At 65.0% G+C, this 13,201-nt stretch carries 15 protein-coding genes and 1 tRNA gene; 10 read left to right on the top strand and 6 right to left on the bottom strand.

The window, feature by feature from the left end; translation table 11 throughout:
* Window positions 1-2: 2 nt before the first annotated feature.
* The gene (locus AX284_RS11155; RefSeq protein WP_037062948.1) at window positions 3-440 is read left to right on the top strand and encodes a YqaA family protein; all 438 of its coding nucleotides are present in this window, start codon (window positions 3-5) and stop codon (window positions 438-440) included.
* Window positions 441-517: 77 nt separating this feature from the next.
* On the opposite strand, the gene AX284_RS11150 is transcribed toward AX284_RS11155, so the two are convergent.
* The 3 genes from AX284_RS11150 to AX284_RS11140 all read right to left on the bottom strand — a co-directional run bounded on the left by AX284_RS11150 (window position 518) and on the right by AX284_RS11140 (window position 2,726).
* Window positions 518-1,291 carry an LPS biosynthesis protein gene (locus tag AX284_RS11150; RefSeq protein WP_017638827.1) on the bottom strand — a complete coding sequence of 258 codons (774 nt, stop codon included), beginning with the start codon at window positions 1,289-1,291 and terminating at the stop codon, window positions 518-520.
* 548 nt (window positions 1,292-1,839) lie between these two features.
* Window positions 1,840-2,238 carry a hydroxyisourate hydrolase gene (uraH, locus tag AX284_RS11145; protein ID WP_064306604.1) on the bottom strand — a complete coding sequence of 133 codons (399 nt, stop codon included), beginning with the start codon at window positions 2,236-2,238 and terminating at the stop codon, window positions 1,840-1,842.
* 11 nt (window positions 2,239-2,249) lie between these two features.
* Window positions 2,250-2,726, bottom strand: a complete 477-nt coding sequence (locus tag AX284_RS11140; RefSeq protein WP_068385447.1) for a GlcG/HbpS family heme-binding protein — start codon at window positions 2,724-2,726, stop codon at window positions 2,250-2,252.
* Window positions 2,727-3,088: 362 nt separating this feature from the next.
* On the opposite strand from AX284_RS11140, the gene dapA reads away from it, so the two are divergent.
* The 9 genes from dapA to AX284_RS11770 all read left to right on the top strand — a co-directional run bounded on the left by dapA (window position 3,089) and on the right by AX284_RS11770 (window position 12,002).
* Window positions 3,089-3,964, top strand: coding sequence for a 4-hydroxy-tetrahydrodipicolinate synthase (gene dapA, locus AX284_RS11135; RefSeq protein ID WP_082731549.1), 876 nt, complete (start codon window positions 3,089-3,091; stop codon window positions 3,962-3,964).
* 12 nt (window positions 3,965-3,976) lie between these two features.
* Window positions 3,977-5,143, top strand: a complete 1,167-nt coding sequence (locus tag AX284_RS11130; RefSeq protein ID WP_068385444.1) for an iron-containing alcohol dehydrogenase — start codon at window positions 3,977-3,979, stop codon at window positions 5,141-5,143.
* Window positions 5,140-6,393 carry a four-carbon acid sugar kinase family protein gene (locus tag AX284_RS11125; RefSeq protein ID WP_068385441.1) on the top strand — a complete coding sequence of 418 codons (1,254 nt, stop codon included), beginning with the start codon at window positions 5,140-5,142 and terminating at the stop codon, window positions 6,391-6,393. The genes AX284_RS11130 and AX284_RS11125 overlap by 4 nt, the downstream gene beginning before the upstream one ends.
* Complete coding sequence (pdxA, locus tag AX284_RS11120) at window positions 6,386-7,405, top strand: 4-hydroxythreonine-4-phosphate dehydrogenase PdxA (protein ID WP_068385438.1); 1,020 nt, start codon at window positions 6,386-6,388, stop codon at window positions 7,403-7,405. The genes AX284_RS11125 and pdxA overlap by 8 nt, the downstream gene beginning before the upstream one ends.
* Window positions 7,406-7,465: 60 nt before the next feature.
* The gene (locus tag AX284_RS11115; RefSeq protein WP_068385435.1) at window positions 7,466-8,878 is read left to right on the top strand and encodes a sodium:solute symporter family protein; all 1,413 of its coding nucleotides are present in this window, start codon (window positions 7,466-7,468) and stop codon (window positions 8,876-8,878) included.
* Window positions 8,865-9,995 carry a sialidase family protein gene (locus tag AX284_RS11110; protein WP_068385432.1) on the top strand — a complete coding sequence of 377 codons (1,131 nt, stop codon included), beginning with the start codon at window positions 8,865-8,867 and terminating at the stop codon, window positions 9,993-9,995. Before AX284_RS11115 ends, AX284_RS11110 begins: the two co-directional genes overlap by 14 nt.
* Window positions 9,996-10,006: 11 nt before the next feature.
* Window positions 10,007-10,690, top strand: coding sequence for an SDR family NAD(P)-dependent oxidoreductase (locus AX284_RS11105; protein ID WP_068385429.1), 684 nt, complete (start codon window positions 10,007-10,009; stop codon window positions 10,688-10,690).
* Window positions 10,691-10,745: 55 nt separating this feature from the next.
* Window positions 10,746-11,507, top strand: a complete 762-nt coding sequence (locus tag AX284_RS11100) for a DeoR/GlpR family DNA-binding transcription regulator (protein ID WP_068385427.1) — start codon at window positions 10,746-10,748, stop codon at window positions 11,505-11,507.
* Window positions 11,508-11,750: 243 nt separating this feature from the next.
* On the top strand, window positions 11,751-12,002 hold the full coding sequence (locus AX284_RS11770; RefSeq protein ID WP_082731546.1) for a hypothetical protein: 252 nt from the start codon (window positions 11,751-11,753) through the stop codon (window positions 12,000-12,002).
* 414 nt (window positions 12,003-12,416) lie between these two features.
* On the opposite strand, the gene AX284_RS11090 is transcribed toward AX284_RS11770, so the two are convergent.
* The 3 genes from AX284_RS11090 to ihfA form a co-directional block, all read right to left on the bottom strand.
* Window positions 12,417-12,493: transfer RNA gene (locus AX284_RS11090), tRNA-Pro, on the bottom strand.
* A gap of 64 nt (window positions 12,494-12,557) precedes the next feature.
* Complete coding sequence (locus AX284_RS11085; RefSeq protein ID WP_007159195.1) at window positions 12,558-12,917, bottom strand: MerR family transcriptional regulator; 360 nt, start codon at window positions 12,915-12,917, stop codon at window positions 12,558-12,560.
* Window positions 12,898-13,200: an integration host factor subunit alpha gene (gene ihfA / locus AX284_RS11080; protein ID WP_007159196.1), complete on the bottom strand. Its 303-nt coding sequence runs from the start codon at window positions 13,198-13,200 to the stop codon at window positions 12,898-12,900. The genes AX284_RS11085 and ihfA overlap by 20 nt, the downstream gene beginning before the upstream one ends.
* Window position 13,201: the final 1 nt, after the last annotated feature.

The following is a 13,201-nucleotide window of genomic DNA, read 5'->3' as shown; positions in this document are numbered from 1 at the left end:
CCCTGGAAGCTCTAAGTGTCTATCTCGGGCTGGCCGCCCTCGCCTTTGGCGCGGCCACACTGCTGCCCCTGCAGTCGGAAGCCGCTCTGGCGGGGCTGCTGCTCACCGAACGCTATGCCACGCCCCTCCTGCTGCTGGCCGCTACCCTGGGCAATGTTGCCGGTTCGACGCTGAACTGGTGGCTGGGCACCCACCTCGAACGCTTTCGCCAACGCCGCTGGTTTCCGGTATCGCCGAAACGGCTTGCCCGCATTCAGGCGGCCTATCAGCGCTATGGCTGGTGGTCGCTGCTGCTCAGCTGGACGCCCGTGATCGGTGATCCGCTGACCCTGGTCGCCGGCGTGATGCGCGAACCCCTGTGGCGCTTTTTACTGGTGGTGACCCTGGCCAAGACCACGCGCTATGTAGTGGTCTGGGGGCTTACCCAGGGTTGGCGCTGATCGAGCGCGCGAGGAAGGTCTTTCCGTCCTTACGTCCAGACTTCTCGGTACGCCACAGGAATACTGAACGCGCACTCTCAGCCGGCTTGACGGGTCCGCTGACCCAGCCAGGTCGCCTCGACGGAGGCCAGATCGGCGCGTGGGATGAGTTGCGCAGGAATGCAGCTGCAGCGCGACAGGTTGAAGACCTGACGGCCCTCGGCGGTCATGACGTCCTGCATGACCTTGAGCCCGGGCAGGATACGGCTGTACAGGTGCTCGTCCAGACCACAGGGCGATCTCGCGCCTGTGCTGCCTTCGTAGAAGCGTGGGGCCCGGGCATTGAGGTCGACACCGGCCAGATAGATCTTGCTAAAGCCCAGGTGATAGGCCAGTTGCAAGGCGATGAAGGCAACGGTCCGGACATCGAAGATGCCGTAGTCCATGTCTCGGCTGAAACCGATGTCGCGCGCTCGGCGACTGAGCAAGGTGAGCGTGCGTTCGGCCTGGTCGCGTTCCAGCCCGAGGTAGTGTTCCAGCCGGGTACTGGGCGCTCGTCGCAACGCATGAGCCTTGGCCTGCCGGCTTTCCGCGAGCCGTTCGATCGCCGCGGGCCACAGGGCAAGCCGTTGCGCCTGCTCGATTCCGCGCGCGTAGAGATCAGGTTGCTGCTCGGCAAAGCTCAGGTCGCTGCAGACGTAGAAGAGCGGGCGGATGTCGGTCCCGCTCAGCTTGGCGATGGCGCCGTTCATGGTAATGATCGGCACATCCTGCCAGGCGTCCAGGTTGAGTTCGGCAGCCGAAGGTCCGGAGGCCAGTAGGAGCACCGGGCCACGTTGACTGTTGCGCAAGGGCGCGAAGTCCTGGCTCACAGCGGCGACCCACCTGGACGCGCGGCATCAAGGACCTTGGACAGGCAGTTTGAAAGCTGCTCGAGTGGCATACCACCAGCTCCCTGTACGGCAATGACGAAGGTTATTAGTCATACATATTCAACGGTACCGATAAAAAGTAAACGAGCACCCTGGTGAATGACGCCACCAACGCTACGTTTTGCCGCTTAGGACTCACTTAAGGTGCCTGTACCGAATGTGGTGTCCATAGCAATTAAAAGACTTGTCTGTGAGCCAGTAGAAGCCGAGGCGGCCCAGGGCCTGGAACGATCCGGAGATCCGCCCTGCCCCCAGCGACATCGCGCCGCTCGTGGAGCCTCGCGAACGACCGATTGCCCCTTAACGGAGACACCGCTCCGACGATCAGGAATACCGCGCGGAGAGGCGCCATTCGCGCAGGGCCTCGACCGCTCGCGAATGGCCCTCACCAAGCATGGCAGGGTCACAGGGCTGGAGGTTGCCGCCAGCCGCACTGTGCCTGTACGAGCGCGGTGGACAGGCGCGAGGACTTACGCCGCGCCGGCGCCCTAGGAACCGCGGTAGGTGCTGAAGCCGTAGGGGCTGAGCAACAGCGGGATATGGTAGTGCTGCTCCGGCTGGGTGACGTCGAACACCACGGGGATTTCCGGGAAGAAGGCGCTGCGACCCTGCTGGCGATAGTAGTCGCCGGTCTTGAAGACCACCCGGTATTCACCCTTCTCGAAGGTCTTTTCCTGGGGAAACAGCGCCGGCACCCGTCCCTGCTCGTTGGTGACCTGCTCCGCCAGCGGCTGCCAGCCCTGCCCTACCTGGCGCTCCAGGGTCACGTGCACCCCCGCCGACGGCTTGCCGTCTTCCAGGTTGAGCACATGGACGCTCAGGGGATTGGGTGCAGCAATCGCGAAGCCGGACAGGGCCAGACCAGACAACAGGACAAACGTCTTCATGGAGATTTCCTTCAGGGATGGGAGGTGAGATTGAGGTGTTCGGCGGCCGCCAGCGCACAGCGCTCGTCCGCCCCGCCACCGCCGGCACCGGCGATGCCCAGGGCGCCGACCAGCTGGTCGCCTTCGTAGAGGGGGATGCCACCGCCGAGCAGCAGCAACTCGGGCAGGGTGACGAGATTGGCCGCATCCGGGTTCTGCCGGGCGCGCTCGGCCAACGCCTGCGACGGGGTACGGGTGGACAGTGCGGTAAAGGCCTTGCGCCGCGCCGCCTCGGCGTTGTGCGGCCCGACGCGGGTATCGCGTTGCAGGAGGATCAGTTGACCGCTGCGGTCGAGCACCGCGAGCGCGGCGCTGCAGGGCGCGGCCTGCGCCAGACGCTGGGCAGCCGCGAGGTCGAGATCGGGATGCTGCGGCAACGCCGCCTGCGCCTGACCGAGGGCGGCAGCGCCCAGCAGCGTGAGGGAGAGAGAGGAAAGAAAGCGCGACATGATTCGAGGTCCAGGAGATGACCCCGCCAACTTATCCTGATCGTTCGGTCAGGAACGGGTACTGCAGAATGACAATTTTGTCAGAAGGATCAGCGGGATAGCTGTCCCGACCCGACAGCGTTACCCCTCGCCCGCAGCATTAACATTCCTGCCTCGCGGCGCGTGGTTAACGCGCCGAGGCTCCTGTTGCCTTTATCCCTCTTTATTACCAGCGACCCGAGCCGACAGTGGCCTCACGAAGGGCCGTTGCTTTCCAAAGGTGCACAGGCCCATCGACCACGCAAAACCATCGGGCCTCTATTGATCGATTAGATCAAAACATGCTTTATTGTGATCAGAACAATCACAAGGTAGGCATGACCATGAAATTCCGCGGCATCGTTCCCGCCCTCGTTACCCCCTTTGACGCCCAACAACGTGTCGATGAAAACGCTTTGCGCGGTTTGATCGAAAACCTGATTGGCGCCGGCGTCCACGGCCTGTTCGTACTGGGCACCAACGGCGAGTTCTTCGCCCTCTCCGAAGCCGAAAAGTTGCGTATCGCCGAGCTCACGGTGGACGCCGCGGGCGGCCGGGTCCCGGTCGTAGCCGGTACCGGTGCCTTCGCGACGCACGAAGTGATTGAACTGAACAAAAAGATGGCGGATCGCGGCGTCGATGCCCTGTCGGTGATCACGCCCTACTTTAATGCTGTCAGCCAGAAAGAGCTGATCACTCATTACGAAGCCATTGGCGACGCCTCCCCACTGCCGCTCATGCTCTACAACATTCCGGCCAAGACCGGCATGTCGATCGGCATCGGCGCTGTGGCCGCCCTGAGCCAGCATCCGCAGATCAAGGGGATCAAGGACAGCGCGGGCAACTTCGACGCCCTGGTGCAGATGATGAAGTACCGCAGCGATGACTTCGCCGTCTTCGCCGGTACCGACTCCCTCATCTATTGGAACCTGCTGGCCGGCGGCGATGGCGCGGTGGCGGCCACGGCCAATGCCGTGCCCCAGGTCGTCATGGCCATCTGGAACGCCTTCCAGGCCGGCGACCACGCCACCGCCCGCGCCGCCCAGGAAAAGCTGCGCCCGCTGCGCGATGCCTTCGCCCTGGGCACCATGCCGTCGGTACTGAAGAAGGCCGCCGACCTGCTCAACGTCCCGGTCGGCCCCTGCCGGGCCCCGGTCGCGCCGCTGGACGAAGCCACGGTGCACAAGCTCGAAGGCCTGCTGGCCATCTATCGCGACTGATCCGGAGCGCCCATGTCCCTCTATCATTTCCAGACCGTCAAACACCTGGTCCACGGCGCCGGCGCCCTGGATCAGCTCGGCGACAAGCTCGCCCTCCTCGATGTCCCGCTGCGCCGCGTGGTGCTAGTTACCCAGAACGCCATGCATGGCCTGGGCGTGACCGAGCGCGTCAAGGCGCAACTGGCCGCCCGCGACATCGACGTGGCCGTGATCGACAACGTCGAGATCGAGCCGACCCTTGAGAACATCGAGCAGGTCTTTCGCGAACAGGTCTCGCCGCGCCAACCGGACGCCCTGCTCGCCATCGGCGGCGGCTCGGTGCTGGATGCCGCCAAGCTGTTCGCGGTCATGCTCACCAACGAGCAGTCGCTCAGATCCATGCTCGGCATCGACCAGGTCGCCCGCGCCGGGCTGCCCACCGTGCTGGTCCCGACCACCGCCGGCACCGGCTCGGAAGTGACGCCCAATGCCATCGTCACCCTGCCCGACGAAGAGTTGAAAGTGGGCGTGGTCAGCCGCCACCTGCTGCCCGCCCTGGTGCTGCTCGATCCGCTGCTGACCCTGAGCCTGCCCAAGGCCATCACCGCGGCTACCGGGATGGACGCCTTCACCCATTCCCTGGAATCCTTCATCTCCAACAAGGCCAACCCGGTCAGCGATACCTTTGCCCTGGAGTCCATGCGCCTGATCGCCGGCAGCATCGTCGAGGCCTACCAGCAACCGGACTCGGTGGGTGCCCGCAGCGACATGCTGCTCGGCTCCACCTACGGCGGCGTGGCTCTGACCGCGGCCGGCACCGCTGCTGTCCATGCCCTCGCCTACCCCCTGGGCGGCAAGTTCCACGTCACCCACGGCGTGGCCAACGCCATGCTGCTGCCCCACGTCATGGCCTTCAACCTGGACAGCTGCGCGCCGCGCCTGAAGCGCGCGGCCGTGGTCTGCGGTCTGGCCCGCGAGGAAGACAGCAATGAGGCCGCCGCGCACAAGCTGATCGAGCAGATCGCCGCCTGGACCGCCACCCTGGAGATCCCCCAGGACCTGGCCGCCTTCGGCGTGCGTGAGGAGCACCTGCCAGACATGGCGGTGGCGGCCTCCAAGGTCACCCGGCTGATGGTCAACAATCCCAAGCCGCTGAGCCTGGACGACATCCAGGCGCTGTACCGGCGGTTGCTGCCATGACCCGCCTGCTGATCCTGGCCGACGACCTCAGCGGCGCCGCCGACTGCGCCCTCGGCTTCGCCAAGGCTCAGGCGACCCGGGTGCTGCTCGACGCCGAGGCCCTGGATGCCCAGGCACCGGTGACGGCACTGGACCTGGACAGCCGTCGCCTGGACGCGCGCGCGGCCGCCGCGCGCCACGCCGCCCTGCTCGGGCACCCGGCGTTGGCGGGCGCCGCGCTCTACAAGAAGATCGACTCCACCCTGCGTGGCAATGTCGCCGCCGAGGTGGCGGCCCTCATCCCGCGCGGCCTGGCCCTGGTTGCGCCCGCCTACCCGGCACTGGGCCGCACGACTCAGGGTGGTATCCAGTACCTGGACGGCGTACCGGTCGATCAGACCGATGTCTGGCGCAACGAGGGACTGACTGGCAGTGCCGACCTGGTCGCCCAGCTGACCGATCACGGCATCAGCTGTGCGCGGCTGGACCTCGCCACTCTTCGTCAGCCGGTGGCCCTGGCCGCCGCTCTGCGCCGCGCGCTGGACAGTGGCCTGCCCGCGCTGGTCTGCGACGCCGAGCGGCAAACGGACCTGGAGGCACTGGCCCGGGCTTCCGCGCCCGTGGCGCAGCAGCTGTTCTGGGTCGGCTCCGCAGGCCTGGCCGAGGCGCTGCCCGCTGCCCTGGGCCTAACCGGCCACACCGCACTGCGCCCCCAGGGCGACGGCCCGATCCTCACGGTGGTGGGCAGCATGTCACGACACTCCCAGGCCCAGGCCGAGCGGCTGGTGGCGGGGAGCGGCCAACACTGGCAGCGGCTGGCCCCTGCCTGGCTGCTGGAGCCGCAGCGCGCCACCGAGCGTACCGCGCTGGCCGCAGCCCTCGCTCGGCAGCTCGCCCGCGGCGAAGACGTCCTGGTGAGCCTTGACCAGCAGGCCCGCGACCCGCGCCAGGCCGTGACCCTGAGCCAGGCCCTGGCCGAACTGCTGCAGCCCGCACTGCAGGAAGCCGCTGCCGTCATGGCCACCGGTGGCGAGACCGCACGCGCCCTGCTCGCCCAGTCCGGCATCACGGCGCTGGACCTGCACGGCGCCCTCGCCCCGGGCGTGGCGCTGGCCAGCACCCGCTGGCGTGGTCGCGCCCTGCGGGTAGTGACCAAGGCCGGCGGCTTTGGCCAATCCGACACCCTCCTCGACGCCTGGCGCCACCTGCGCGCCAGCCTACCCGCACAGGCCGCCATGGCCTCCCTGCAGAAGGAAGCCCACCATGTCTGAACGTCCCGTCATCGGCATCACCATGGGTGACGCCACCGGCGTCGGTCCCGAGATCATCATGAAGTCCCTGGCCCACGCCTCGGTCTACGACAGCTGTCGCCCGCTGGTCATTGGCGACGCGGGTCGCCTGGAGGATGCCAATCGCATCGTCGGCGGCCGCCTGCAGATCAACGCCATCGAGCGTCCCGATCAGGCGCGCTTCCAGCCCGGCGTGGTGGATTGCATCGACCTCGGGCTGATTCCCGCCGACCTGCCCTACGGCAAGCTGTCCGCCCTGGCCGGCGACGCCGCCTATCGCTACATCGAACGCACCGTGCAGCTCACCTCCGCCGGTGAACTCGATGCCATCTGCACCGCCCCGCTGAACAAGGAAGCGCTGCACGCGGGCGGCCATATCTTTCCGGGCCACACCGAGCTACTGGCGCACCTCACCGGCACCGAGGAGGTGTCGATGATGCTGATGACGCCGATCCTCAAGGTCATCCACGTCACCACCCACATCGGCATCATCGATGCCATCGCGCGCATCGAGCCGGGTCTGGTCAAGCGCACCATCGAACGCGCCCACGCCACCCTGCATCGGGCCGGCATCCAGGATCCCCTGATCGCCGTCTGCGGTATCAACCCGCATGCCGGTGAGAACGGCCTGTTCGGCTACGGGGAAGAAGAAACCAAGATCCAGCCGGCCATCGACGAGCTGCGCGCCCGTGGCTGGCGCGTGGAAGGCCCACTGCCTGCGGACACCCTGTTCTTCCGCGCCGGTCGCGGCGATTTCGACTGCGTGGTGGCCATGTACCACGACCAGGGCCACGGGCCGGTCAAGGTCATGGGCCTGGAGGCGGGCGTCAATGTCACCGTCGGCCTGCCGGTGATCCGCACCTCGGTGGACCACGGCACCGCCTTCGACATCGCCGGCAAGGGCATCGCCGACGAGCGCAGCCTCATCGAGGCGTTGCGCCAGGCCACCGAACTCGCCAGCCGGCATCGCGCCAGCCAGGCCGCCATCGCCTGAGGAGTACCGCTTTTCCCGTAACGCCAGTGCTATCCAACAACAACAAACGGAGTCACTCGCATGCAAACGTTCGACGTGCAAAGCACCGCCATCATCATCGGGATGGTGGTGGCCTACATCCTCTTCACCACCTGGCTCAGCATCCGCCTGCGCAGCCGTACCAGCGGCGAATTCATGGTGGCCGCGCGCAGCATGCCGGCCTTCGTGGTGGGCATCCTGATGATGTCGGAATTCATCGGCGCCAAGTCCACGGTGGGCACCGCCCAGGCGGCCTTCGAAAGCGGTTTCTCCGCCTCCTGGTCGGTGATCGCTGCGGCCATCGGCTTTCCGCTGTTCGGCCTGCTGATGGCGCGAAAGCTCTATGCCTCCGGCGAATTCACCATCTCCGGTTTCATCGCCCAGAAGTACGGCCTGTCCACCAAGCTGATGGTGTCGATCATCATGATCTACGCCCTCTTGCTGGTGAACGTGGGCAACTACGTCAGCGGCGCGGCGGCCATCGCCACGGTGCTCAAGATCAACCTGCCCACCGCGGCCTTCATCACTGCCATCGTCAGTACCCTGTACTACGTCTTCGGCGGGCTGAAGAGCGTGGCCTACGTCAGCATCCTGCACACCTCGGTCAAGTACGTGGGCGTGCTCATCGTCCTGGGCGTGGCCCTGCACATGACCGGTGGCTTCACCCCGGTCATGCAGAACATGCCGGAGCACTACTTCACCTGGGACGGCGCCATTGGCGGCAGCAAGATCTTCGCCTGGATCATCGGTACCGTCGGAGCGATCTTCTCCACCCAGTTCATCATCCAGGCGATCTCCTCGACCAAGGATGCGCGCGCCGCGCAACGCTCCACCTTCCATGCCTCGCTGCTGTGCATCCCCATCTCCCTGGCGCTGGGCTTCATCGGGGTCGCGTCCAAGTACCTGCACCCGGAGATGAGCAGTCTCTACGCCCTGCCGGTCTTCCTGCAGTCGATGCACCCGGTGCTGGCTGGGGTGGTGACCATTTCCCTGGTCGCCTCCATCTTTGTCAGCGTCAGCACCGTGGCCCTGGCCATCGCCTCGCTGGTGGTAAGGGACTTCTATGTGCCGCTGCGCAAGCCGACGCCAGAACGTGAATTCAAGGCCACCCGGGTGATCTCCCTGATCATCGGCTTCGTGCCGCTGTTCTTCGTGTTCTTCGTCCCCGAGATCCTGAACCTGTCGTTCTTCACCCGCGCACTGCGCCTGTCCATCGCGGTGATCGCCATGATCGCGATCTACCTGCCGCTGTTCGCCACCAACCGCGGCGCGACCCTGGGCCTGCTGGCCTCGACCATCACCACCAGCGTCTGGTATCTGCTGGGCAATCCCTATGGCATCGACAACATGTACGTTGCCCTGGTGACGCCCGCCATCGTCGTGGTCATCGAACGGCTCTTCCCCCAGTCCGCCGCCAAAGCCGCCCCTGCCGAGGTCCCCCATGCCAACCACTGAAATCGCCATCGCCGGTCGCCAGGACAGCTTCCTGCCAACGCCCTATCCGCAGAACCACGCCGCCAACCTGCTGGCTCAGCCTGACGGCACCCTGCTGTGCACCTGGTTCGCCGGCACCCAGGAAGGCAAGGCCGACATCTCGGTGCTGCTGAGCCGCCGCGACCCGGAGATCGGTACCTGGAGCGAGCCCGTGCAGCTGTCGGACGACCCGACTCGCTCCGAGCAGAATCCCATCCTGTTCCAGGCGCCAAATGGCCCGCTGTGGCTGCTGTGGACCGCCCAGGTGGCCGGCAACCAGGACACCGCCATCGTCAGGCGTCGGCTGTCCACCGATGGCGGCCAAAGCTGGGGCGCCATCGAGACCCTGATCGACACCCTAGGGACCTTCGTTCGCCAGCCGCCGGTGGTGCTCTCAAACGGCGACTGGCTGCTGCCGATCTTCCACTGCATCGCCCGCCCCGGCGAGAAATGGGTGGGCAGCCATGACACCAGCGCCGTGCTGATTTCCAGCGACCAGGGCCGCAGCTGGACCGAGCATGCGGTACCGGAGAGCACCGGCTGCGTGCACATGAATATCCAGCTGCTGGGGAATGGCAGCCTGCTGGCACTGTTCCGCAGTCGCTGGGCCGACTTCATCCACGCCAGCCGCTCCCAGGACGGCGGTCGCAGCTGGAGCGCCCCCACCCCGACGGCCCTGCCCAACAACAACTCCTCCATCCAGTTCGTGCGCCTCGCCAGCGGCGAACTGGTGGTGGCCTACAACCCCACCAGCGCCGCCGAGTACAGCGAACGCCGCGCCTCGCTCTACGACGAGATCGACGATGGCGACAGCCGCGTCGATCCGGTAGCAAAGGACGGCGAGCGCAGCGCCATCTGGGGCGTACCACGCGGCCCCATGAGCCTGGCCGTGTCTACGGACGAGGGTCAAAGCTGGCGGCGCCTGGATGTCGAGGCCGGCGATGGCTATTGCCTGACCAACAACTCCACCGAGAAGCTCAATCGCGAGTATTCCTACCCGAGCCTGGTGCAGGCGGCCGATGGGGATGTGCACCTGGCCTTCACCTACTTCCGCCAACGCATCAAGCACGTCCGCCTGCCGCTGGCCGCGCTGCGTTAGAGGAGACGGCGATGACAACTCAGTCTCATGCCCTGGTGACCGGCGTCAGCTCCGGCATCGGCGCCGCCATCACCCAGCGGCTGCTCGCCGAGGGCTGGCGGGTGACGGGCCTCAGCCGTCGCCCGCCGGAACAGCCCCATCCGGCGCTGACCTGGATCGGCGTCGACCTGGCCGATGCCCAGGCGCTGGATACCGTGCTGGCCAACATCGGCCCGCTGGACGCCCTCGTCCACGCCGCCGGCTTCATGCGCACCGCGCCGCTGGGCGCCCTGGACCCGGCCGATGGCGCTGCCATGTGGCACCTCCACGTCGCCGTGGCCAGCCGCCTGGTGGATCGCCTGATCGAGCGCCTCGCCGCAGGCGGCCGTATCGTGTTGATCGGCAGCCGCACCATGCAGGGCGCGGCCGGACGCAGCCAGTACGCCGCCACCAAGGCAGCCCTGGTCGGCCTGGTACGCTCCTGGGCGCTGGAGTTGGCCGCGCGTGGCATCACCGTGAACCTGGTGGCGCCCGGGGCGACCGAGACGCCTATGCTGCGTGATCCGGGTCGTGCCGGCACACCGCCGCGGCTGCCGCCGCTGGGACGCTACGTGCAGCCCGAAGAGGTCGCGGGCCTGACCGCCTTCCTGCTCGGCCCGGATGCCGGCGCCCTCACCGGCCAGACGCTGACGGTCTGCGGCGGCGCCTCGCTGTGATGTGGGGGAAGCACGACTGCGCTAGAGTAGCGCGGTCTTTCCCGATGGATTCCCCATGAAGGTCGCCAAACGTCGCCAGGCCATCCTCGAACTGGTTCTGGCCGGTCACACCAATGTCGAAACCCTGTGCCGGCATCTGGAGGTGTCGGAAGCCACGGTCCGCCGCGACCTGACTGCCCTCGCGGAAGAGGGCCAGATCCTGCGCACCTACGGTGGGGCGACCCATATCGGCACCCGTGAGCCCGAGCCGTCGCTGGAGCAACGCAGCAACCAGTCCGGTCCGGAAAAGGCCCTGCTTGCCCGCGCCGCCCTCGCCCATATCAACGACCACGACACCCTGGTGCTGGACGGCGGCACCACCACCGCCGCCCTGGCCAAGCTGCTCAACGAAAGACGCGGCCTGCACGTCATCACCAACAACCTGCTGGCGGTGCCGATGCTGCGCGATCTGCCGGAAGGCCACGTCACCCTGCTCGGCGGCGACCTCCGCCCCGGCAGCATGTCCACCTTCGGCCCGGCGGCCTTCACCATGCTCGAGCGGTTGTCGGCCGACAAGGTCTTCCTCAGCGCCGACGGCGTCGTCGCCGGCCGCGGCCTCTGTGAGGCCAGCACCGAGCAGGCCTATCTCAAGGAGCTGATGATCCAGCAAGCCGCGGAAGTCTTCGTCCTCGCCGACTCGACCAAGCTCGGCCGTGATCGTCAGCAACACTGGACGCCGCTCAAAACGGACTGGACGCTAATTACCGATGCTACGGCGACCGACGTCCTGAACCCCTTCAGGCAGCAGGCACTGGTTCGGGTAGAGACCATTTCCTGACAGAGAGGGCAATGTCTATTCACATGGCAGACATCACCACAGAACGATTAGCCTACGCATCGAAAAATTCGCGTGCCACTAGCTTCCCTCCCTAGATCAAGACCTGATAGGGCCTCGGCTACAGCGAAGTCATGTCCGGTGACTTGCACAACGACAATGCCTCAAAGTTGCCGAATATCACTCCCATAGGCACTGATTATCTAGCTAGTAGTCATAACCCTTGCACACATACGAGGAGACCACATGGCTATCAATGCAGAACTCAAAGCTGAAATCTTGCGCCGCCTGTATCACTCGCATCCATCGGGCCTGGGTAGTGAAATTCTCGATAACCATCACGGCGAAGATGCCGTTATGGACGTTCTTCAGGACCTGCAAGAGCATGGACTGATTCATAAGGGCAACGTCCACGTCGACGCTCAAGGCGATCGCTCTTTGGTGCTACCGATAAAGCTCACCTCTGCTGGAGCAGATGCCGCTAAGAACGCTGAATGACATTAGGAGGCCCAGTACTAACGCTGGGCCTTCCTATTTTTATTAGCTAGTCCAAAGCAGCGGCTGGCCCGGAAGCAGGTTGGATTATGCTTTAGGCTGTGGTCGAGGCGCGTATCCCGCAAAGGGCAGTCAAGATCGAATAAGCTGCCACAGGCGATAGTGAGAACATCTGCGCAGGTAATGCCGAGCTCAACTGAGCTGGATGTCTCTATACGTCATTACCAATGAGCAGGCGGGGTGGAAGACTCAGTAAGGTAGGTATGCTTGTAACCAGCAATACCCTTGCAGCAACACGGTCAAAAGCTACCAGGAGCCCTACCCAGCGAATCGCCAGCTGATTTTGATTCTATTTTGGCTTGGTTCCAGAAACGAAAAAGGCCCAAGCCACTAAGTGCTTGAGCCTTCTCGTTAATTTGGTCGGGACGGAGTGATTCGAACACTCGACCCCTTGCACCCCATGCAAGTGCGCTACCAGGCTGCGCTACGCCCCGACTGTGTTCCTCTAGGGAACGGCGTGCATCTTACTGCAACACTTTGATTAATGGAAGCTTTTTTTCACTTTTTCAGTACGACGAGGACTTCTTCGAGTTCGCTGATCATCTGGCGGATGAGCTGGTGGTACTGCGAACCCTCATCGCGGGTCTCGTCGCCCTGGGTGAGACGCTGGCGCGCCCCGCCGATGGTGAAGCCTTCGTTGTACAGCAGAGAGCGGATCTGACGGATCATCAGCACGTCGTGACGCTGGTAATAGCGCCGGTTACCGCGGCGCTTCACCGGGTTCAGCTGGGGAAATTCCTGCTCCCAGTAGCGCAGCACGTGCGGTTTGACCAGGCAAAGGTCGCTCACCTCACCGATGGTGAAGTAGCGCTTGCCTGGTATGACCGGCAGTTCGTCGTTATGACTTGGTTCCAGCATAGGCCTCGACCCTGGCTTTGAGTTTCTGCCCGGGGCGGAAGGTCACCACACGGCGTGCCGTGATGGGTATCTCCTCCCCTGTCTTGGGATTGCGTCCGGGGCGCTGGCGCTTGTCGCGCAGGTCGAAGTTGCCGAAACCGGATAACTTGACCTGCTCGTTGCTTTCGAGCGCATGACGAATTTCTTCGAAGAACAGTTCGACCAATTCCTTGGCTTCACGTTTGTTCAGACCGAGCTCTTCAAACAGACGTTCGGCCATCTCAGCTTTCGTCAGGGCCCCCATG

This window comes from Pseudomonas sp. HUK17 (genome assembly GCF_001566765.1).
This window is presented reverse-complemented; position numbering and strand designations above follow the sequence as displayed.

Coding starts and splice junctions, on each gene's coding strand:
- AX284_RS11085 (WP_007159195.1), bottom strand. CDS start 12,917: ATGCTGGAACCAAGTCATAACGACGAACTGCCGGTCATACCAGGCAAG.
- ihfA (WP_007159196.1), bottom strand. CDS start 13,200: ATGGGGGCCCTGACGAAAGCTGAGATGGCCGAACGTCTGTTTGAAGAG.
- AX284_RS11110 (WP_068385432.1), top strand. CDS start 8,865: ATGCCAACCACTGAAATCGCCATCGCCGGTCGCCAGGACAGCTTCCTG.
- AX284_RS11100 (WP_068385427.1), top strand. CDS start 10,746: ATGAAGGTCGCCAAACGTCGCCAGGCCATCCTCGAACTGGTTCTGGCC.
- AX284_RS11770 (WP_082731546.1), top strand. CDS start 11,751: ATGGCTATCAATGCAGAACTCAAAGCTGAAATCTTGCGCCGCCTGTAT.
- uraH (WP_064306604.1), bottom strand. CDS start 2,238: ATGAAGACGTTTGTCCTGTTGTCTGGTCTGGCCCTGTCCGGCTTCGCG.
- AX284_RS11140 (WP_068385447.1), bottom strand. CDS start 2,726: ATGTCGCGCTTTCTTTCCTCTCTCTCCCTCACGCTGCTGGGCGCTGCC.
- dapA (WP_082731549.1), top strand. CDS start 3,089: ATGAAATTCCGCGGCATCGTTCCCGCCCTCGTTACCCCCTTTGACGCC.
- AX284_RS11125 (WP_068385441.1), top strand. CDS start 5,140: ATGACCCGCCTGCTGATCCTGGCCGACGACCTCAGCGGCGCCGCCGAC.
- AX284_RS11115 (WP_068385435.1), top strand. CDS start 7,466: ATGCAAACGTTCGACGTGCAAAGCACCGCCATCATCATCGGGATGGTG.
- pdxA (WP_068385438.1), top strand. CDS start 6,386: ATGTCTGAACGTCCCGTCATCGGCATCACCATGGGTGACGCCACCGGC.
- AX284_RS11105 (WP_068385429.1), top strand. CDS start 10,007: ATGACAACTCAGTCTCATGCCCTGGTGACCGGCGTCAGCTCCGGCATC.
- AX284_RS11130 (WP_068385444.1), top strand. CDS start 3,977: ATGTCCCTCTATCATTTCCAGACCGTCAAACACCTGGTCCACGGCGCC.